This window comes from Myxococcus sp. AM009 (assembly GCF_013372605.1).
Lineage (GTDB): Bacteria > Myxococcota > Myxococcia > Myxococcales > Myxococcaceae > Myxococcus > Myxococcus vastator.
Genome location: NZ_JABXEP010000096.1, coordinates 12,362 through 31,656 on the forward strand (window position 1 = coordinate 12,362; position 19,295 = coordinate 31,656).

Annotated in this window: 15 protein-coding genes; 6 read left to right on the top strand and 9 right to left on the bottom strand. The window is 71.2% G+C overall.

Annotation, left to right across the window (positions count from 1 at the left end):
- Nucleotides 1-8 precede the first annotated feature (8 nt).
- Nucleotides 9-944, bottom strand: a complete 936-nt coding sequence (locus HV824_RS22600) for an acyl-CoA desaturase (protein WP_255208255.1) — start codon at nt 942-944, stop codon at nt 9-11.
- Between the two features lie 256 nt (nt 945-1,200).
- Between HV824_RS22600 and HV824_RS22605 the strand changes: the two genes are divergently transcribed.
- On the top strand, nt 1,201-1,746 hold the full coding sequence (locus HV824_RS22605; RefSeq protein ID WP_176420779.1) for a hypothetical protein: 546 nt from the start codon (nt 1,201-1,203) through the stop codon (nt 1,744-1,746).
- A gap of 35 nt (nt 1,747-1,781) precedes the next feature.
- Here the strand turns inward: HV824_RS22605 and HV824_RS22610 are convergent, their stop codons facing one another.
- Nucleotides 1,782-3,269, bottom strand: a complete 1,488-nt coding sequence (locus HV824_RS22610; RefSeq protein WP_176420780.1) for an ATP-binding protein — start codon at nt 3,267-3,269, stop codon at nt 1,782-1,784.
- Between the two features lie 276 nt (nt 3,270-3,545).
- On the opposite strand from HV824_RS22610, the gene HV824_RS22615 reads away from it, so the two are divergent.
- Both HV824_RS22615 and HV824_RS22620 read left to right on the top strand, forming a co-directional pair.
- Nucleotides 3,546-5,507 (top strand): potassium transporter Kup, encoded by a 1,962-nt coding sequence (locus tag HV824_RS22615; protein WP_176420787.1) that lies wholly within the window; start codon nt 3,546-3,548, stop codon nt 5,505-5,507.
- A 278-nt stretch (nt 5,508-5,785) separates the two neighbouring features.
- The gene (locus tag HV824_RS22620; RefSeq protein WP_176420781.1) at nt 5,786-6,799 is read left to right on the top strand and encodes a hypothetical protein; all 1,014 of its coding nucleotides are present in this window, start codon (nt 5,786-5,788) and stop codon (nt 6,797-6,799) included.
- A 10-nt stretch (nt 6,800-6,809) separates the two neighbouring features.
- Here the strand turns inward: HV824_RS22620 and HV824_RS22625 are convergent, their stop codons facing one another.
- Both HV824_RS22625 and HV824_RS22630 read right to left on the bottom strand, forming a co-directional pair.
- On the bottom strand, nt 6,810-7,391 hold the full coding sequence (locus tag HV824_RS22625) for a TIGR02265 family protein (protein ID WP_176424198.1): 582 nt from the start codon (nt 7,389-7,391) through the stop codon (nt 6,810-6,812).
- A gap of 11 nt (nt 7,392-7,402) precedes the next feature.
- Nucleotides 7,403-8,140 (bottom strand): metallophosphoesterase, encoded by a 738-nt coding sequence (locus HV824_RS22630; protein ID WP_163781380.1) that lies wholly within the window; start codon nt 8,138-8,140, stop codon nt 7,403-7,405.
- A 411-nt stretch (nt 8,141-8,551) separates the two neighbouring features.
- Here HV824_RS22630 and HV824_RS22635 point away from each other — a divergent pair, with 411 nt between their 5' ends.
- Both HV824_RS22635 and HV824_RS22640 read left to right on the top strand, forming a co-directional pair.
- Nucleotides 8,552-10,177 carry an N-acetylmuramoyl-L-alanine amidase gene (locus tag HV824_RS22635; RefSeq protein ID WP_176420783.1) on the top strand — a complete coding sequence of 542 codons (1,626 nt, stop codon included), beginning with the start codon at nt 8,552-8,554 and terminating at the stop codon, nt 10,175-10,177.
- 7 nt (nt 10,178-10,184) lie between these two features.
- Nucleotides 10,185-11,285, top strand: a complete 1,101-nt coding sequence (locus tag HV824_RS22640; RefSeq protein ID WP_176420784.1) for an LpqB family beta-propeller domain-containing protein — start codon at nt 10,185-10,187, stop codon at nt 11,283-11,285.
- Here the strand turns inward: HV824_RS22640 and HV824_RS22645 are convergent.
- The 3 genes from HV824_RS22645 to HV824_RS22655 all read right to left on the bottom strand — a co-directional run bounded on the left by HV824_RS22645 (nt 11,275) and on the right by HV824_RS22655 (nt 16,176).
- Nucleotides 11,275-13,650 (bottom strand): PAS domain-containing sensor histidine kinase, encoded by a 2,376-nt coding sequence (locus tag HV824_RS22645; RefSeq protein ID WP_255208256.1) that lies wholly within the window; start codon nt 13,648-13,650, stop codon nt 11,275-11,277. The genes HV824_RS22640 and HV824_RS22645 overlap by 11 nt on opposite strands.
- 307 nt (nt 13,651-13,957) lie before the next feature.
- A complete protein-coding gene (locus HV824_RS22650; RefSeq protein ID WP_176424199.1) occupies nt 13,958-14,941 on the bottom strand; it encodes a carboxypeptidase regulatory-like domain-containing protein in 984 nt (327 codons plus the stop codon).
- A gap of 107 nt (nt 14,942-15,048) precedes the next feature.
- Nucleotides 15,049-16,176, bottom strand: coding sequence for a hypothetical protein (locus HV824_RS22655; RefSeq protein WP_176424195.1), 1,128 nt, complete (start codon nt 16,174-16,176; stop codon nt 15,049-15,051).
- 233 nt (nt 16,177-16,409) lie between these two features.
- On the opposite strand from HV824_RS22655, the gene HV824_RS22660 reads away from it, so the two are divergent.
- Nucleotides 16,410-17,399 carry a hypothetical protein gene (locus HV824_RS22660; protein ID WP_176424200.1) on the top strand — a complete coding sequence of 330 codons (990 nt, stop codon included), beginning with the start codon at nt 16,410-16,412 and terminating at the stop codon, nt 17,397-17,399.
- Between the two features lie 65 nt (nt 17,400-17,464).
- Here the strand turns inward: HV824_RS22660 and HV824_RS22665 are convergent, their stop codons facing one another.
- Complete coding sequence (locus HV824_RS22665; RefSeq protein WP_176421536.1) at nt 17,465-18,136, bottom strand: DsbA family protein; 672 nt, start codon at nt 18,134-18,136, stop codon at nt 17,465-17,467.
- Nucleotides 18,137-18,301: 165 nt separating this feature from the next.
- Nucleotides 18,302-19,291, bottom strand: coding sequence for a RimK family alpha-L-glutamate ligase (locus HV824_RS22670; RefSeq protein ID WP_176421537.1), 990 nt, complete (start codon nt 19,289-19,291; stop codon nt 18,302-18,304).
- Between the last annotated feature and the right edge of the window lie 4 nt (nt 19,292-19,295).

Here is a 19,295-nt window from a genome sequence, read left to right on the forward strand (position 1 = left end):
TGGAGGCGTCAGGCCCGGAGCAGGGCGAGCGCGCACGGACGCCGCCGGGTCGTCCGACGAGGCTCCGGGCGGCGCAGGCGTGCACCCAGGCGCGGCGGAAGGTGGGCCAGCGACTTCACGTCGTGCACCAGTCGCAGCGCGGCCAGCCCGCGCACGGCCCACCAACCCGGGTCCGGCTGCCGCCACCCGAGCCCCATCTGCGCCGAGGCCGGGTAGACGTGGTGGGTGTTGTGCCACGACTCACCCATGCTCAGCAGCGCCAGCCAGCCGGCGTTGCGCCCCTGTTCGGCGCAGCCCGGCAGCTCGTAGGGCTGCTCGCCCTCCACGTGGCTCACGTAATGGACGCACCAGAAACCGTCCTGGGTGAGCGCCAGCCGCACCAGGATGCCCCAGGCCACCCAGGGCGCCCCGCCCAGCGCGTACAGGGCCAGGGCGAGCGGCACCTGGAGCCACGGGCCCGCGCGCTCCAGTCCGCGGAAGAACGCGTCCTGCGTCACCCGCGGCGCCGCTGGCACGTCCGGGGCGCCGTCGCGCGGGCGCCAGGTGTGGAAGAGGGCGTAGGCCATGGCGCGCGTGAAGCCCTCGCGGTAGCCGAAGTAGGGCGGGCAGTCCGCTTCCGGCTGGTTCTGGTGGAAGTCGCGCAGGTCATGCATGCGGCTCATCGCGATGGGGCCGCCCAAACCGGCCAGGGTGCCGAGCAGCGCCAGCGCGCGCTCCACGGGCGCCGAGGCACGAAAGGCCCGGTGGATGAGCCCCCGGTGCAGGCCCACCGACACACCCAGGCACATCGTCACCGCGGTCAGCCCGGCGAACACCGCCACCGCGCTCCACGAGAAGAAACAGGCGCCCCCCACCAGCGCGCCCACGTGCAGGAGGCTCCAGCGCAGCACCTTGCCTCCGTCCAGCCTCGCCGTTCCCCACCGCGCGCTCCCTGTCTCCGCCATGGCCCGCTCCTTTTGGAAGGGCGCCATCGCAAGGAGCCTGCCACCGGAGGCCGGGCTTGTTTCCGAGGGGTTGCGCGCGCGGAGGCGGGCTGGGTGTCAACGCCGTTCACAGCGTGCGCCCACGGCGTGGACGGTGGATGCCCGCCGGGCCGGGAGCAATTCCCGGGGGTTACCCCAGGGTGAATGACGGGCCGGTATCCGGTGGCCACACTGTCGTTATTCAGCCGGGGATGAAACCGTACGAGGAGGTCTCCACATGAAGCGCATGCTGATTCCGCTCCGCCGGAGCGTGCTGGTGTTGGGAGTGGTGCTGGGGGCGGGTGTGGCGATGGCCGAGCCGAAGCAGGACGCCATCAACCTGAAGATTGCCTTCCAGTCATTCAACCTGGAGATGACGCCCGAGGCAGTGACGGGGGCGGACTTCCAGGTGGCTCGCTCGCCCGGGATGCTGAAGGGCCGCGGGCTGAAGGGCAACTTCGCCCTGACGCTGAAGGACGGGTCGGTGGAGGGCGCCGTCGGAGGCGCGCCGGTGAACCTGACGGTGACGAAGGAGGGGGACGCCATCGTGGCCAAGGGCGGCTTTGGCGGACGCCCCGTCAACCTGAAGCTGAGCCCCAGCGAGCTCACCATCTATGTCCGCGACTGCACCTACCGGCTGAAGGCGGAGAACACGAACCGCTTCTACACGGGCCGGCGCAGCTGCGACCGGGCCATGACGCCCGGCTCGGAAATCTGGCTGCCGGACGAGTTCCTCGCGGCGAGCCCCGAGGAGAAGGCCGCCATCCTGTTCCTCGCGCTGTGAGGGGCGCGCCCGCGCGGGTGGGCCTTCAAGCGTCCTCACCCGCGCGTCCGCGGCAGCACCACGGTGAAGGTGGAGCCCACGCCCAGCTCGCTGCGCACGGTGACGTGGCCGCCCATGGCCTCCACCACCTCACGGACAATCCACAGCCCCAGGCCCACGCCGTGGTAGTCCCGGCCGGACACGGCGCGCTCGAAGCGGTGGAAGAGGCGGGGCAGGTGCTCCGGCGCGATGCCGATGCCCGCGTCGCGCACGTCCAGCCGCACGTGGGCTTCGGTGCTGGACAGCGCCACCTGGACGGGGCCGCCCCGCCCATACTTCATCGCGTTGGACACCAGGTTGGTGAGGACCTGGTCCAGGCGCAGCCGGTCCCAGTGGCCGTGGGCCTCCCGCGGCAGCGTCAACGTCAGGTGTGTCCCCTCGCCCGCCAGCTCTGGCTCGAAGCGCTCCGCCACCTCGCGGACCAGGGCGCCCAGGTCCACGGGCTCCGGGTTCAGCTCCAGCCGTCCGGCGTGGATGCGCGACACGTCCAGCAGCGCGTCGATGAGCTTCACCTGCCGTTTCGCCTGCCGGCCCACCCAGTCCAGGCCCCGGTGCAGCCGCTCCCGAGGGACGGCGTCCGGTGAGCGCTCCAGCACGGTGCGCAGGTGCTGCACCTGGAGCTGGAGCGCGCTGATGGGGGACTTCAGCTCATGGCTGGCGATGGCGAGGAACTCCTCGCGCAGGCGGATGGCCTGTCGCGCCGCGTGGTACTGGCTCGCGTGCTCCAGGGCGGGTGACGCCCGGCGCGCCAGCTCCCGCGCCAGGGCCACGTCCCGCGCGTCAAAGGCCCGGCCGGCGCGGGTGAGAACCAGCGCGGCGCCCTTGCGCCCTGGCCACGCCAGCGGAACGCCCAGCCAGGATGGCGGCTCCGCGTGGAGCGCCGGCCCTCCGGACGCGATGATTCGCGACACCGCTGCTTCGTCCGGGACGCAGGGCGCGTCCGCGCCGAGAGGCTCCCGTGCGCCCAGGCCCGCGGACGCCACGCACCGCACCTCGCCCAGGGCGTCCTCGAGGAACACGCGACAGGAGTCCGCGCAGCCAGGCACGGCGAGCCGCACCAGGTGCTCCAGCGTCGCGTCCTGCTCCAGGCTGGCGCCCAGGACTTCACTGGCCTCCGACAGGAGCCGGCGGTGGGCCTCACCCCGGCGTCGCTCGGTGACATCCACCAGCGTGCCCATGCACTGGGCGGACCCGGTGGACGCTGGCAGGGAGGCCGCCCACAGCTCGACGTGGAGAGGCGCGCCATCGCGCCGGTGGAGCTCCAACTCCAGACAGGGCGGCTCCAGGCCTTGCGAGGCCTGCTCCAGATGGCGGCGGAACAGCTCCCAGCGGGCGTCGGTGGCCCAAGGCGCGCGGTGGCCGAGCACGTCCTCCCGGCTCCAGCCGAAGAGCCGCTCGGCGGCGGGGTTCCACAGCCGCACCGTGCCGTCCAGGTCCAGCAGGTGCATGGCCAGGGGGGAGACCTGGAAGATGGCTTCCAGCACCGCTGGACCTCGTGCTCCGGACCGCCGGGCCTCTGCCTGACCCTGTGCCGCCACCATCGTCATCGCGTCTCCCCCCCGTCGTGTTGCATGGGAACATGGCTGAAGCGGGGCGAGGAGCGTCCGTCCGGGCAGGGCGGCCGTGCCGTCGCGGGTGTCGAACATCTGCGGCCTGGGAGTGTCCGTTCCGGACGCACTCCCCGCCCTGGGGCCCCGTGAAGCCGAGGCGGGGATGCGGCATGCGCACACGGGAATATGCCGGGCGCGACACGGTCGCGGTTGCTCTGGGCCCGGGTTCAGCTAAAGCGCGGCGTCGTGAAAGCGACCACCACCGGAGTGCCGGGCGGCGAAGACGTCAAGAAGGGCCCGGACACCTTCAAGCGCTCGGCGTTGCTGGCCCTCGGGGCCCTGGGCATCGTCTACGGCGATATCGGCACGAGCCCGCTGTACGCGTTGCGCGAGTGCTTCACGGGGGCGCACGGGATTCCGCCGACGCCCGCGAACGTGCTGGGGGTGCTGTCGCTCATCTTCTGGTCGCTCATCATCACCGTGTCGGTGAAGTACCTGCTGCTGGTGATGAAGGCGGACAACCGGGGCGAAGGCGGCATCCTGGCGATGATGGCGCTGGTGATGCAGCGGCAGCGCGCGCAGCCGCCCCACCGGTCGCGTCCGGTGTTGATTACGCTGGGCATCTTCGGCGCGGCGCTCCTCTATGGAGACGGCATCATCACCCCGGCCATCACCGTGCTCAGCGCGGTGGAAGGCCTGCATGTGGCCACGGACGTCTTCGACCCCTACGTCATCCCCATCGCGCTGGTCATCCTGGTGGCGCTCTTCCTGGTGCAGCGGCACGGCACCGCGGACATCGGCGCCGTGTTCGGGCCCGTCATGTGCGTCTGGTTCCTCACGCTGGCCGCGCTCGGCGTGAAGGAGCTGGTGCACAACCCGGCGGTGCTGGGCGCGCTGTCGCCCTGGCACGCGGTGGAGCTGTTTCGTCACAACCACCTGCATGGCTTCCTGGTGCTGGGCGGCGTGTTCCTGGTGGTGACGGGCTGCGAGGCGCTCTACGCGGACATGGGCCACTTCGGCCGCAAGCCCATCCAGTTGGCGTGGTTCTCCATGGTGCTTCCGGCGCTGATGCTCAACTACCTGGGGCAGGGCGCGCTGGTGCTGCGCGACCCGGGCGCCGCGCGCAACCCCTTCTTCCTGCTGGCGCCGTCCTGGATGCTGTATCCGCTGGTGGCGCTGTCCACGGTGGCGGGCGTCATCGCCTCACAGGCGCTCATCGCCGGGGTGTTCTCCCTGACGCGCCAGGCGATGCAGCTGGGCTACAGCCCGCGCATGGAGGTAGTGCACACCTCGGCGGAGGAGATGGGGCAAATCTACCTGCCCGGCTTGAACTGGGCGCTGCTGGTGGGCGTGGTGGCGCTGGTGCTGGGCTTCCGCTCCTCCAGCGCGCTGGCGTCGGCCTACGGCATCGCGGTGTCCACGGCCATGGTCATCACCACCCTGATGGCCTACGTGGTGGCCCGGGAGCTGTGGGACGTGCGGCGGTGGGTGGCCATCCCCGTGGTGGGCCTGTTCCTGGTGGTGGAGCTGGCCTTCTTCGGCGCCAACGCGGTGAAGGTGGCGGACGGCGGCTGGTTCCCGCTGCTGATGGCCGTCGTCGTGTTCACGCTGATGACGACGTGGAAGCGGGGGCGCGACATCCTGGCGGCCAAGCTGCGCGCGTCCAGCATCCCCTTGAAGGAGCTGCTGGGCAGCTTCGGTGACCATCCGCCGGTGCGGGTGCCAGGCACGGCCATCTTCATGACGGGCAACGCGGAAGGCACCCCGCCCGCGCTGCTGCACAACCTCAAGCACAACAAGGTGCTGCACGAGCAGGTGGTGCTGCTGACCATCCTCTCCGAGGAGCTGCCGCACGTGCCGCCTGGCGAGCGCGTGGAGGTGGAGCCGCTGGAGCAGGGCTTCGTGCGCGTGGTGGCGCGCTACGGCTTCATGGAGAACCCGGGCATCCCCGACGTGCTGAAGCGCTGCCGTGAGAAGGGGCTCCAGTTCCAGCTGATGGGCACCAGCTTCTTCCTGGGACGGGAGACGCTGATTCCCACCAGGCGCCCGGGCATGGCCGTGTGGCGCGAGGCGCTGTTCGCCTGGATGAGCCGCAACGCGCGCAGCGCCACCTCGTACTTCCGCATCCCGCCCAACCGGGTGGTGGAGCTGGGCGCGCAGGTGGAGCTGTAGCCCCGTGAACGCCAGAGCCAAGGCGGGTGCGCTTCACCCCACATCTGCCTTGACTCTTTGCGTTGAATGACGCTTCTGTACCCCTGGCTGCGCCTCCCTGCCACATCCATGTCCGGATTTACCTCTCGGACGGAAAATTACGACAGGAAGCAACAAATCGGACCGTATGTCGAAAATCATTTTGTCCGGCGGAATGAAGCCTCCGCGGACGGAACGAAGCTCGGCATCTCGCAAACCGGTGTCCCCCGACACCCCTCGTCCGAAACCAGGTCAGCCCCATGCTCGACATCGCGCCCTCGTCCGCCAACTCCGCTGTTGCCCCTGCCTCTGCCTGGGCTTCGTCGGAGCAGACGTTGGAGACGCTGTCGGGCCTGGCGCCGCACACGCTGCTGACGCATGCGGACCTCTACCCGCGCATCTGCGTGAGGGATCCGTACTACGCCCTCAAGGACGTGACGGTGATGGGGGCGGGCGAGGTGGTGGCGCGCATCCCGGTGCAGCAGGACCCGGACGCGGAAGCGGGCCCCATTGGCCTGGGTGAGGCGGGGCGGCACCTGGCGATTCTGGGCTCGTGCGCGTCCGCGCTGATGTCGCCCAAGGACGGCCAGCACTTCTACCTGGCGTGCGGCGCGCGCGGGGAGTGGCTGCGGCCGGAGCCCATGGCCCGCGCCACGGACCTGCTGTGGGGGCTGGCGAAGGCGGAGTTCACCGGCCGCCGGACGGCCACCGCGCGCACGCTGCTGTCGCTGCCGGATGGCACGCCGTTCTTCCGCCTGGAGGTGGACTACAACGTGCTGTCCGCCGCCGCCTTCACGCGCCTGTTCGGCGAGGCCCGGGTGGACATGCGCCGCGAGCCGCGCCGCGACGAAGGCGTGCAGCGCACCCCCGAGGAGTGGGCCCGGCTGCGGCAGAACCCCTACAGCAAGCCGCTGGCGCTGCGCGACTGGCGGCCGGACGGTGAGAGCCTGTCGGCCACGCTGGGGCCGGTGACGGCGGAGATGTGCAAGGGGCACTTCGCGCTGCACCCGGTGATGCCGGTGGCCGTGGTGGCCAGTGGCATGACGCGCGTGGCCACCACGCTGCTGCGCCGGCTGGAAGGCGCGCCGTGGGCCCGCTGCATGGCGAAGGACGTGCGGCTGAAGGCGGACACCCTGGCCTACGCGGGCCAGACGGTGAGGTTCGGCGCCGTCCGCCGCGCGCACGACGGTGACGCGCACACCTTCACCTGCCAGGCGTCGGTGGGCGAGCGCGTCGTCGCCGAGCTGGACGTCACCTACACCCGCGTGGACTGAGCGCCGCGCCTCAAGCCCACCGGATGTCGTAGTCCGCGCTGTCGATGCCTCGCGGCGTCGCGCGCGCGGTGCCCTTCAGGCCCAGCACCTTCAGCGCGCCGGTGAGGATGCCCTCGTGGTAGGCGGGCGGCAGCATGTCCCGGCGCATGTGCAGCGTGCCGGAGGTGGGGCCGGTGGGCACGTAGTCGCGGCTGCCGTAGCTGACGGCCGCGCCGTAGCCCATCTGCGCGCCCGCGAAGAGCTTCTGCGGGTCCCCGCGGGAGATGATGCCGAAGATGAGCATCCCCGGCCCGGTGGAGAAGCGCGACACGTCCTTCTCGCCGCAGGCATGGAAGACGGCGTCCTCGGGGCCCAGCAGCGGCTCCAGCGCGTCCGCCGCGCGGTAGAGGAGCGTCAGGAAGTCCCGCGCCGGGTACGTGCGCAGGTCCGTGTACGCCGCGCCTGGCGCCCCCGCGCGCACCGCCTCCATCGCCGTCAGGCCCGCCTGCTGCTGGACGAGGCTGAGCACCGACTTGAAGAACAGCCCCCGCACCGAATCACCCGGCTGCACGGCCGCGAGCCGGGCCTCGAGCTCCGCCTTGTTGGACGGCATGGCGCGCCTCCTCACACCTCGTCGAGCAGCATCGGGGCGAAGCCCGCCGCGTCACACGAGGCCAGCACGTAGCGTACGCCGCCGCGCTCGCCCGTGAAGCCCGCGGCGATGCCGGCCGCGTGCAGGTGGCCGTAGACGCACACCTTCGGTCCGAAGGCTTCAATGGGCTCGCTGAAGGCGGTGGCCTTCTCGTTCGCGTACACCGGCGGGAAGTGCACGGCCACCACGCGCACCAGCGGCGTGGCGCTGGCCGCCTCCTTCTTCTTCGCGTCCTCCATGGAGGCCGTCAGCCGGCGCGTCTCCCGCTCCACGTAGCCGGTGTCCGCCGCCTCGTCCCCCATCTCCCCGCCGGGCATGGGCGGCGCTTCCGGCGCGGTCCACAGCCGGCTGCCCGCAATCACCCAGGGGCCCATGACGACGGCGTTGTTGTGGAGGAAGCCCTCCAGCGTGCGAAAGGGCTCCAGCAGCTTGCGCAGCTTGGAGGCGGAGTCACCCCACCAGTAGTCGTGGTTGCCGCGCACCAGCACCTTGCGACCCGGGCGCGCGTCCAGCCACGCCAGGTCATCCATCACCTCGTGGGCCCGCGTGGCCCAGGAGATGTCCCCCGCCACGATGACCACGTCCTCCGGCGCCACCCGCTCATCCCACGCGCGTTGCAGCGGCAGGGGATGCTCGGACCACCCGAAGCGGTGCATGTCCTTCTGTCGCGTGGAGGGCAGGTGGGTGTCGCCGATTCCGAAGAGCCGCATGGCCCCCTCATAGCGGAAGCCCTCGCCCCTGTCGGCACCCGCGTCCCAGCCCCTGCATCCGGTGTCACGACACAAGGCCAGGGACATTGGAATGACGGTAAAGGAGCTTTACGAAAGCTTGTCTCGAAAAACGTCAGTGCGACATCCGGTGACCAGTCCGATGCCTTGGTTGTCAGGGCTTACATGTGGGCTGTGCCTGATTCCAGGAGGTTGCGTCGCCGGGTGCCCGGTTTTCGGGCGGATTTCTTGACGGGGAGGTGGAGCATCCATGCTCCATCTGGAGTCGGGGAAAAGATGAGCTCCCTGGGAACGCGTGGTTGGCATGCATGGTGCTCAGGTGTGGGCCGCTGCGCCGCTCCCGTGAGACGGGGGCGACCGTGGAGCTGCTGACCCCCCCTTCAAGGAGTTCCGATGCACGTGTTTCGCAAGACGTTCGCGGCGACGGCCGCGGCCATGGCCCTGGCGGCCTGTGGCCCCCAGCCCGAGGCGTCTCCGGAAGAGACGGCCCCTGAGTCGCAGGTCCCCGCGGGCGCGGTGGATGACGCCGCCCGCGCGGTGGCCGACGCGGCTCGCCGCACGCCCAACGAGCTGGACGCCCAGTTCGCCAAGGCCGCTGGTGAGTTCAACGTCCCGGTGAGCCTGCTCAAGGCCATCTCCTACGCGGAGACGCGCTGGGAGCACGTCCTGGGCGAGGAGGAGTTCGAGGGCCGCCCGGCGGCCTTTGGTCTGCTGGGCCTGCGCGGCCAGCTCATCACCGACGGCGCGGCCCTGGCGGGCGTGTCCGAGGACGCGGTGCGTGGCGAGCCGCTGGCCAACCTGCGCGCGGGCGCCGCGCTGCTGTCGAAGTACGCCGACGAGGCGGGCATCGACCGCGCGGACCTGGGCGCGTGGGCCCCGGTGGCCGTGCGCCTGACGGACATCTCCGACCCGGACATCCAGGCGCACTACATCCACAACGACGTGTACGCCGTGCTGCGCGAGGGCGCGGGTGCGTTCACGCCGGCGGGCAAGGTCGCCGTGTCGCTGGAGGCCACCCAGGTCGAGCCCAAGTTCGCCCTGCCGAAGATGCAGGCCCTGGCGGCCGGCCCGGACTACGCGGCCTCCATCTGGCGCCCGTCGCCCAACTACAACGCGCGGCCCGCTGGCATCGGGCAGCAGATGGTCATCATCCACACCTGTGAGGGTGGCTACTCGGGCTGCTGGAGCTGGCTGACCAACTCCGCCGCGGGCGTGAGCGCGCACTACGTGGTCAATGAGACGGGCACCGAGGTGTCGCAGCTGGTGCGTGAGACGAGCCGCGCCTGGCACGTGGGCGCCGCCTACCGCAGCAGCCTCAACGGCGGCGTGAAGTCGAACCTCAACGGCCGGTCGACGAACGACTTCTCCATCGGCATCGAGCACGGCGGCTACGCCAGCTCGGCCTCTTTCAACACGGGGATGATCAACACCTCCGCCAAGCTGACGTGCGACATCACCCGGGACCGGGGCATCCCGCGCGACAGCTACCACATCGTGGCGCACGCCCGGCTGCAGCCTGAGAACCGCACGGACCCGGGCCGCAACTGGCCGTGGACCACCTACATCAACCAGATTCGCAGCTACTGCGGTGATGGCGGCACGACCTCGGCCATCGTCGTGGACAGCAACAACGCCAACAACAACGCCAGCAAGGGCTACATCGCGGTGCCGTCCACCTGGCAGCGTGGCACCAGCGCGGGCTACTACGGCAACGACTACTACTTCGCCTCCACGCAGGCCATCTCCGAGCCGGCGGTGTTCCACTTCCACATGCCTTCGGCGGGCAGCCGGACCATCCAGGCCTGGTGGGTGCAGGGGACCAACCGCTCTCCCGCGGCGCCCTTCGTGATTACGCACACGGGTGGCAACAGCACGGTGACGGTGAACCAGCAGGCCAACGGCAGCAAGTGGGTGACGCTGGGCACCTACAACTTCGCCGCCGGCTGGAACAAGGTGCAGCTGAGCCGCTGGGCCTCCGAAGGCTACGTCGTCATGGCGGACGCCATCCGGATTCAGTGAGGTGGTGATGCGAGGCCTTGAACGGCTTCAGCGTTCCTGGCCGTGGCGGGCGCGGTGTCTGACCGCGCTCGCCGTGCTCGGTGTCGGGTGTTCCGGCCGGTGTGGCGGGACGCCCGGCCCTGGGCCGCTGTCGAAGGAGGAGGCGGGCGCCATTCCAGGCGCGGTCATCTTCTTGTCGGAGCGGGCGGGGCGGAAGGATGTCTGGAAGGTGAGTCCGGACGGCGTGGAGACGCAGCTGACGCGCGGCGAGGAGGACGTGTACCCCGGTCCCCTGTCGCCAGACGGCAAGTCGCTGCTCGTCATCGCCGCGGCGGAGGAGGGCGGGCTGCACCGCCAGCAGATGCGCGTGTTGCCCATGGATGGAAAGAGCCCGGCGCTGCCGCTGCACCCGCCCCGGGCGCGGGCGCGCAACGCGAGCTGGGCGCCGGACGGCACCTGGTTGGTGGCCGAGTCCGACGCGGAGGGCTTCAGCGACGTGGTGCGCCTGGAGCCCCGCGAGGGCGTGCCGGAGGTGCGCCTCACGCAGGTGCCCCAGGGCTGCTTCGAGCCGGCGGTGTCTCCGGATGGCAAGGAGGTGGCCTTCGTGTGCAGTCGCGAAGGCGACCCCGAGGTCTACGTGGCGAACGCGGATGGAAGTGGTGAGCGCCGCCTCACCTTCTTCCACCATGAGGACCGCACGCCGAAGTGGAGCCCGGACGGCAAGTGGCTCGTCATCGTCAGCGACCGCGAGCGCAAGGACCGGCTGTACTTCCTCCGTCCGGATGGCTCGGACCTGCGCGCCGTGTCGGGCGAGTCCTTTGCTGGCGACGAGCGCGAGGCCGCCTGGAGTCCGGACGGGCAGCGGCTGGCCTATGTGAGCCGGCTGCCAGATGGGAACACCCGCATCTGGGTGGTGCCGGTGGCGGGCGGCGCGCCCGTGGCCCTGACGGATGGCAAGCTCCGGGACGACATGCCCGCGTGGAGTCCGGACGGGAAGTACCTGGCCTTCGTGTCCGAGCGCGAGGGCGACACGGATGTGTACCTCATGCGCGCGGATGGCACCGGGCAGACGCGGCTGACGACCGCCAAGGGTCCGGACTGGCTGCCGCGCTGGGCGCCTACGCGCTGACGGCGGAGCCGTCTCCCGCCGCCGGGTCCTGACCATTCGGGACCTGGGGCGGGAGCGGGGTCGCGCCGGGCGGGGCCACGGGCAGACTGAAGCTGAAGGTAGAGCCTCGGCCGGGCTCGCTCTCCACCCAGATGCGCCCGCCGTGCGCTTCGATGATGAGGCGGCTGATGTACAGCCCCAGCCCCAGGCCCTTCGCGTCCGCCGCGCCGCTCTTCCGCGTGCGGTAGTACTTGTCGAAGACGTGGGCGGCGTCTGCCGGGCTCAGGCCGGGGCCCAGGTCCGTCACCGACACCACCACCTGTCCCGGCTGGAGCTGGGCGCGCACGGTGATGGGCTGCCCGCCGGGGCTGTACTTGGCGGCGTTGGTCATCAGGTTGACCACCACGCGCTCCAGCCTCGTCGCGTCCACCCAGACAGGGGGCAGGCTGCCCTGGACCTCCAGGTGGAAGCGCTCGCGCACGTCGGGGGCCACGTCCTGCTCCAGCACCCCTTCCAGGAAGCGCGCCAGGTCCCGGGGCTCGCGGCGCGGCGTCTCCCGCTGGGACTCCAGCCGCGCGCCCTCCAGCAGCTCCTCAATCATGGAGCTCATCCAGGCCACGCTGCGCTGGATGGACTCCGTCATGGATTCCTCCCGCTCCAGGTTCCGCTCGCGCAGGGCGCGCCGCAGCAGGCCCACGCGCAGGCTGATGGTGTGGAGCGGATTGCGCAGGTCGTGGGAGATGAGGCTGACGTATTCCTCACGGAGCCGGTCCAGCTCGTGGCGCGTCGTCACGTCCTGCGCCGTGGAGACCACGCCGCGCACCTTCCCGCCAGGACCGAAGACGGGGGCCGCGGTCATCAACACCGGCAGCCGGCTCCCGTCGGGGTGGAGGATGAGGAACTCCTCGGGCCCCACGAGCTGGCCCGTGAGCAGCGCGCGGACGATGGGCACGTCCGTCCTGTGGACCGGCTTGCCGTCAGCGGTGAGCACGAACGGGCTGTCCCCTGTCATCTCCAGCGTCACGCCCTCCAGCGGGCGCCCGAGCAGCTGCTCCGCGACGGGGTTGGCCACCAGCCCGCCGCCGTCCGCCGCCACGAAGACGATTCCCACGGGCGTGTGGTCCAGCAGGGCCTGCACCTGGCTGCGCTGCAGCTCCGCCTCCTCGCGGGCACGCTGGACGCTGGCGAGGTGTCGCTCCCGCTCCGTCACGTCGCGGACGACGGCGAGCACGCTGGGGCCCTCCGGGCCTGACACCGGGCTCAGCCGCACCTCCAGCGACAGCGGGCTGCCATCCTTGCGGCGGCCGTGGATGGCGCGCTCGCCCAGGCCGGTGTCCAGGCTGCGGCCACCGAAGAGCCCTTCGGGGACCAGCACCTCCACCTCGCGTCCCAGCAGCTCCTCGCGCGGATAGCCGAACACCCGCTCGGCCTCCGTGTTGACGAAGCGCAGCAGGCCTCGTGCATCCACCGTCAGCAGCGGCGCGGGGGTGGTCTCCAGCAGGCCCCGGTAGCGGGCCTCGGAGGACTCCAGCGCCGAGGTGGCCTGTTGGCGGTAGGCCTCGATGAGGTCCAGGGCCCGCGCGGACAGGAGCACGAGCGCCGCGCCGCCCGCGCTCACGATGGTGGCGAAGATGGGGAGCTTCGCCTCCAGGTTGATGGCGCGCGCGTCGTGCAGGAGCATCAACACCATGCCCACCAGCGAGGGGCCGATCAGCACCACCGGCACCAGCCGGCGCGCGAGGAAGCCGCCGAGCGAGTCGCGGGTGATGCGGCTCATCAGCCCCAGGCCCGGTCGCGCGCAGAGCGTGCCCACCGCCAGCAGCAGCAGTGTCAGCGCGGTGGGCAGGCCCATGCTGCGCTCGGCGAGGAAGGGCAGGGTGCCCACCATCAACAAGGGGCCCATCAACAGGCCGTTGAGGCCCAGCGCCGAAGTCACCAGCGACAGCACGACCAGCGTGTCGCGCAGCTGGACGCAGCGGCCCCGCTCCGGGAGCGCCAGGGCCACGCCCAGCAGCGTCATGCAGATGGCGGAGAGGGGGGAGGGCCGAGGGAGCGCCGAGGCGTGCTCATCGAGCAGGCGCAGCATCAGGGCCTCCGCCCCCGCGTCCCAGCCGGTGAGGTCGCGCAGGAGACTCACCGCGCCGATGGCCAGCATCACCAACGCGCAGGCGGTGGCCGCGGGCTCCTGGTGGCGGGACGGGCGGCGGCGCAGCCGCAGGCCCAGGGCGGCGCCGCCGAATATCATCGCGATGCCTGTCTCCGGCGTCATGGGAATGCCGGCCACGCCGGGCCTCAGCATCTCCACGTTCCAGGCCCAGCCCAAGAGGTACAGCGCGCCCGCGAGCGGGACGCCCAGCGTGGCGAGCCAGGCGATGCCGCGGGCCATGGCTGCGCTCCGACGCTGCGGCCTCCAGCTCTCGTTCATCGTGGCGTCCCCCAGGAACGCACAGGGCTCCTCCCGTGACGCACCGGCCCGAGGCCCGTTCGAGACACTCCCGCGAGAGAGATGCGTCGCGCCCTTGCTTCCGGCATCGGACGAGAGTGCGGCGCAGCGACGGGTGCGGACGGATGGGCGCCGCCAGTCCATTGGCTCGAGCCGCGCGCGCCTCCCATGGAGGATGGGGGCGGCCCGCGCGCGGGGCAGCGGGCCCCGAGCAGCCGAGCCGCGAGCGGAAGGCCGGACGCCGCGCTGCCTAGGGCGGCGGGTGGAGGCCGGGATGGACCGTGAGCACCAGCCCCCAGCCCGGCGCCACGCCCACGTTGCGTGGCACGTAGCTGTCCATGCCCGTGACGGACAGGAGGAAGGCCTCCGCGTCCGCGCCCGAGTGGACGTAGACAAACAAGCCGTCCGGGCCGGTGCCCTCCTGGTTCGCGCCCTGGAGGTCGGCGGTGGGGTAGTGGATGCGACCGGCCAACGCCTCGTCGTCGGGGGTGAGCTTCGCGCCCGTGATGGGATGGCCGCTTGCGTCCACCACACGGCCCAGCACGAAGCCGGCGTCGCGCAGGGTGGCCGCCCGGTCGTCGGTGTGGCCCCGGATGGCGCTCTCCCCGATGGCGACGCTGAGCGCGTCATGGAAGGCGTCCGGCAGTGCCCACACGCGCGCGCCGACGATGTCCGTGCGTGGCCGGGCACCGGTGAAGGCGGAGTCGTAGACGACGGTATGGCTGGGCACCAGCCCCGCGGCCTCCGCGCCCACCGCGAGGCTCAAGTGCATCTCCCGCACGGCCACGTCGCGCACGGTGAAGGCGCCATCCGCGGCGGCCGGCGTGGTGCCGAAGGTGGCGTTGGCGTCATTCACCGCCAGCCGCAGGGGCTCCGTGGCGGTGAGGGGCGCTCCCTCCAGCGAAGGCAGGGGCAGGCCCCGGGCCTCGAGCAACCGCCGGGCCTCGGGGAGCAGGTCCACCGTGCCGCTGACACCGATGTGGAGGTTGTCCAGGTCCACGGCCTCGGCGTCGTCGGTCTGCACGCCAGGGTCGGGTGTGAAATCGCCAGGGCCGCAGCCCAGTGAGAGTCCCAGCACGGCACATGGAACCATCAGGAGAGGACGCATCATCGCGGGAAACCTCTCCACGGCCCCACGCGGCGGCAATCCACCCCGCGCCCCGTCCGTCCCCTGGTCGACGCCGCGGTGGCGCTGACCAGGGGGCTGGAGGGCGCCGCGCTGTCCGAAAAACATCAGCGCCGCGCCCCGGAGTGGGACGCGGCGCCGTTCATGTGGACGCCAGGTGTCGTCAAACCAGCCGGAGCGAGGCGGCCATCACCCGCCCCGCGGCGGGGTCCGCCTCAGCGCCAGCGGCTGTTGCCGCCGGAGGACGACGACGAGCCCGAGCGGCCGGACGGAGGCGCGCTGGAGCCCGAGGACGACTTCCCGCTGCTGCTGCCACCGCGTCCCCAGCCCCCGCCGCTGGAGCTGGAGCCCGAGCTGCTGCTGGAGCCCCGGTTGCTGCTGCCGCTGTTACCGGAGCTGCTGCCACCGCGTCCCCAGCCGCTGCCGCTGGAACCCGAGCCGCTGGAGCCCGAGCTGCTGGAGCCCGAGCCGCTGGAGCCCGAGCTGCTGGAGCCCGAGCTGCTGCCTCCACGCGTGTTCCAGCCGCTGCCGCTGCCCGAGCTACCGCTGTTGGAGTTGCCGCTGCTGGAGTTGCCGCTGCTCCCGGAGTTGCCGCTGCCCCAGCGGTTGCCGCTGTTGTTGTCGCGCGAGTCATCGTCCTTGGGCGCGGCGTTGTTCGTGGTGCGGCCCGCGGGAGGGCTGCTCCAGCCGCTCCCGGAGGCGTTGTTGTTGGGCGCGGCGTTGTTCGAGGTGCGTCCCGCGGGAGGGCTGCTCCAGCCACTGCCGGAGTTGTTGCGCTGGCCACGCGACGGCCGGTTGTTGCCGCTGGAGCCGCGCGGCGTGGTCCAGCGCGTTCCTCCCGGAGGCGGCCGGGTGCCGCTGTACGTGTTGCCAGGGACCACGGGGCGGGCGGGGCGGGCGTTGGGGCGTGTCGAGGGGCGCACGTAGCCGTAGCCCGCGGAAGCGCTGTGCGTGCGGCTCCACACGTAGCCGCGGTTGCGCTCGTAGCGGTAGATGTTGCCCCCATTCGGGTAGTAGTCGTGGGAGTGCCGCCCGTGCATGTTGCAGAGGCCGCCGTGCGCGTGCGGGTGGTCGTTCCAGTACCAGACCACCGAGGGGCCACTGTAGTAGTACGCGTTGTCCGAGTAGGCGTAGTACGTCGTGGTCGGCTCGTAGTCGTGGACGTGCACGTGCGAGTACGGGCACCAGCCGCCGCCGAAGTCATCGGGGATGGGGTGGTCGCTCGAATAGCTGTACTCGATGACCTGAACCGGGGCGTGACGCGCCGGACCGTGGACGTGGGCGACACATCCAGTGCCCATCATCAGTGCGAGCGGAACGGCGAGGGCGAGCAGGCGGCGCATGTGGTGACTCTCCTGGGCGGAGTGGACGGACGGGCCGTCCACCTTGCGGCCACGCGAGGAAGACGGACGGGCGTGGAGAAAATTCACGCCCGGGTGCAGTCCCCCTTCAGACCTCCGCCAGTCCCAGGATAGCGCCCTTCGTCCTCTGGTGGACACCGCCTGGGTGGTGTAGGGGGAAATGTGCGCGCTGCGTGTCCCGGAAGGGTGAGCCGCGGCGCGTGGGGAGACGCACCATGGCGGAGACTGAGTTCACTTCGGGCGCGAGCTGTCCGCTCCACCCGGCATTCGAAGCAGTGGGCACCTGCTCCCGCTGCGGCAACTTCATGTGCCGCGCGTGCAGCGAGGGCGGCTCGCAAGCCTGGTGTCCGGCCTGCCGTCAGCGCGAGGGCGTGGGGCAGGCCTTCGCGCTGAACCGTGAGAATTGGAGCATCTCCGGGCTGATGGATGTGTCCTGGGAGGCGTTCAAGCGCGAGTGGGTGATGCTCTGTGTCGGCGTGCTCATCTTCCTGGCGGGGTCCTTCGCCGGGCAGGTCGTCTCGCAGCTCTTCTCCGTCATCAGCGGCGTGACGGAGAGCGTCGTCGTCATCGTCCTGGGCTTCTTCATCGGGATGATTGGCTCCTACGCCATCCAGGGCGCGATGACGCTGGGCCTCCTTCGGATGTGCATGGACGTGCTCAGCGGCCGGCGCGCGGACCTGGCGCGGATGTTCAGTCAGTTCGGCAAGATTCCCCAGTACCTGGGCACTGTCTTCCTGTCCTTCCTGCTGATGCTCCCGCTCCTGGTGCTCATCGTCGTGGGGGCGCTGGGCGCGGGGCTGGCGACCGGCACCCTGTCCTGGTCGGAGCTGGTGGCGCTGAAGGATTTGCCGGCCTCGGAGCTGGACGCCGCCTTGACGCCCATGGTGCCGGGCCTCGCGGTGATGGGGCTGGTGGCCATCGCGCTCTACATCTTCCCGGGCGGGTGGCTCCTCACGCCGCTCATCCTGATGCAGCCGGAGCTGGCCCGGACCGAAGCGCCCGGCGTCGTGGAGACGCTGCGCCGCTGCTTCGTCTACGCGCGGGGGCAGCGCCTGCCCATGGTTGGAACGATGCTGCTGGGCGGCCTGCTCGCCATGGTGAGCGTGTTCCTCTGCTGCGTGCCCGTGATTCCCGCCCTGGGCTTCCTGCAGCTGCTGATGGCCGGGCTCGCCCTGGCGCTCAGCAACGGCGCCGAAGAGGCCTGAGCCCCTCCTCCACGCGGGGCCTCGCGCGCCGGTCGCGCGCAGGGCCTCCGGAAGGGTGGGGGGCTTCAGTGCACCACGCGCTCGGGCGAACCCGAGCGGGGCACGGACACCTTGCCCAGGCACGCGAGGATGTGCTCGCGGTACTCGGTCAGCTCCCGCAGGCCACACAGCATCCACCGGCCGCCGATGACGAGCGTGGGCACGCCGCGCACGCCGCGGTGGGTGGCATCCTGGTGCTCGTCGAGGATGAGGCGGCGCGTCTCCTCCGAGCGGAAGGCCGCGGAGAACTCGTCCATCGCCAGGCCCACGCGCGAGGCCAGCTCGAACACCACGTCCGAGCGGGACACGTTGACACCCTGCTCCAGCGCCGCGCGCTGCATGGCGCGAGCGAGGAACGCGCGCGCCTGCGGGCCCTGCAGCCGCGCCGCTTCCAGCGCCGCCAACGCCGGCACGCTGGTGCGCGGTGGATCTCCCCCGAGCCACAGGTCCGTGGACAACATGTGCGCGGCGGCGTCCGGTTCGCGCTGTGCGCGCTCGACCTCCTCCACCAACGCGCGTTGTTCGCGCATCGTGGGCAGCACGTCATGGACGCGCAGCGGATACGGCCTGACGCTCCAGCGGACGGCTTCGCCCAGCTCCTGGCGCAAGACGTCCAGGCGCAGGTCGGCGAGGTAGCACCAGGAACAAAGCACGTCCTGGTAGACGGTGATCTGCAGCGGCTTGTGCAGCGTTTTCATTTGAGGGCCGCCAGATTAGAGGGCCACCCGCGTCGCTGCCAACTCCCCAGGACACACGGGCCACGAAGGCATTCCTGAGTTCCTGAGGAGCATGCAAGGTGCCTTGCCCCGGCTGTGCGGTTGCTTGAAAGCAGGCGAGCAACCTCAGCGGACCCGGGTTCGCGCTCACCCGGCGCGCTTCGCCTCGGCGTACTTCAGCGCGTGGTCGATGATGGCTCCCGCGATGTCCCGCTGCGTGGCGCGCTCCAGGCCCTCGAAGCCCGGGCTGGAGTTGATTTCCATCAGCCGGGGCCCGGCGCGGCCCTCCAGCATGTCCACGCCCGCGACCTCCAACCCGACGACGCGCGCGGCTCTTACGGCGGCTTCGATGTAGGGCTCGGTCAGCTCGATTGCCTGCCCCTCGCCGCCGCGGTGGATGTTGGAGCGGAACTCGCCGGACTTGGCCTTGCGCCGCATGGCGCCCACCACGCGGTCTCCCACGACGAGGGCCCGCACGTCCCGTCCCTCGCTCTCCGCGACGAACTCCTGGAGCACGATTTCCTGTCCCAGGTCCCAGAAGGTGTCGAGGATGGTCTGCACCTCCGACAGCGTGTGCGCAATCATCACGCCCACGCCCTGGGTCCCCTTGATGAGCTTGATGATGACGGGCAGCCCGTTGACCTCCTCCACCAGCCGGCGCACGTTGCTGCGGTCGTGCGCCATGACGGTGCGGGGGATGTCCAGCCCGGAGCGCGACAGGAACTGCAGCGCGCGCAGCTTGTCGCGGCTGCGCGCGATGGACGTGGCCGGGTTGAGGACGGGCACGCCCATCAGCTCGAAGTGGTTCACCACCGCCAGGCCATAGGCGGTGATGGACGCGCCGATGCGCGGCACCACCACGTCCACGCCACGCACCTCCACGCCGCGGTACGTCATGCGCGGTGCGTCTTGCGCGAGCAGCAGGCAGCAACGCAGCGTGTCCAGCACCAGCGGGCGGTGGCCCCGCGCGCGGATGGCGGCCACCAGCCGCCGCGTGGAGTACAGCGCGCGCTTGCGGGACAGGACGACGACCGTCTTCTCCGGAGGCCCTCGCCGCGGGGCCCGCTCGGGACGGTCGGGTGCCTTGGGCCCGGGCGGGACCGGGGCCTTCTTCGGCTTCACTTTGCGCGGGGGCATGGGC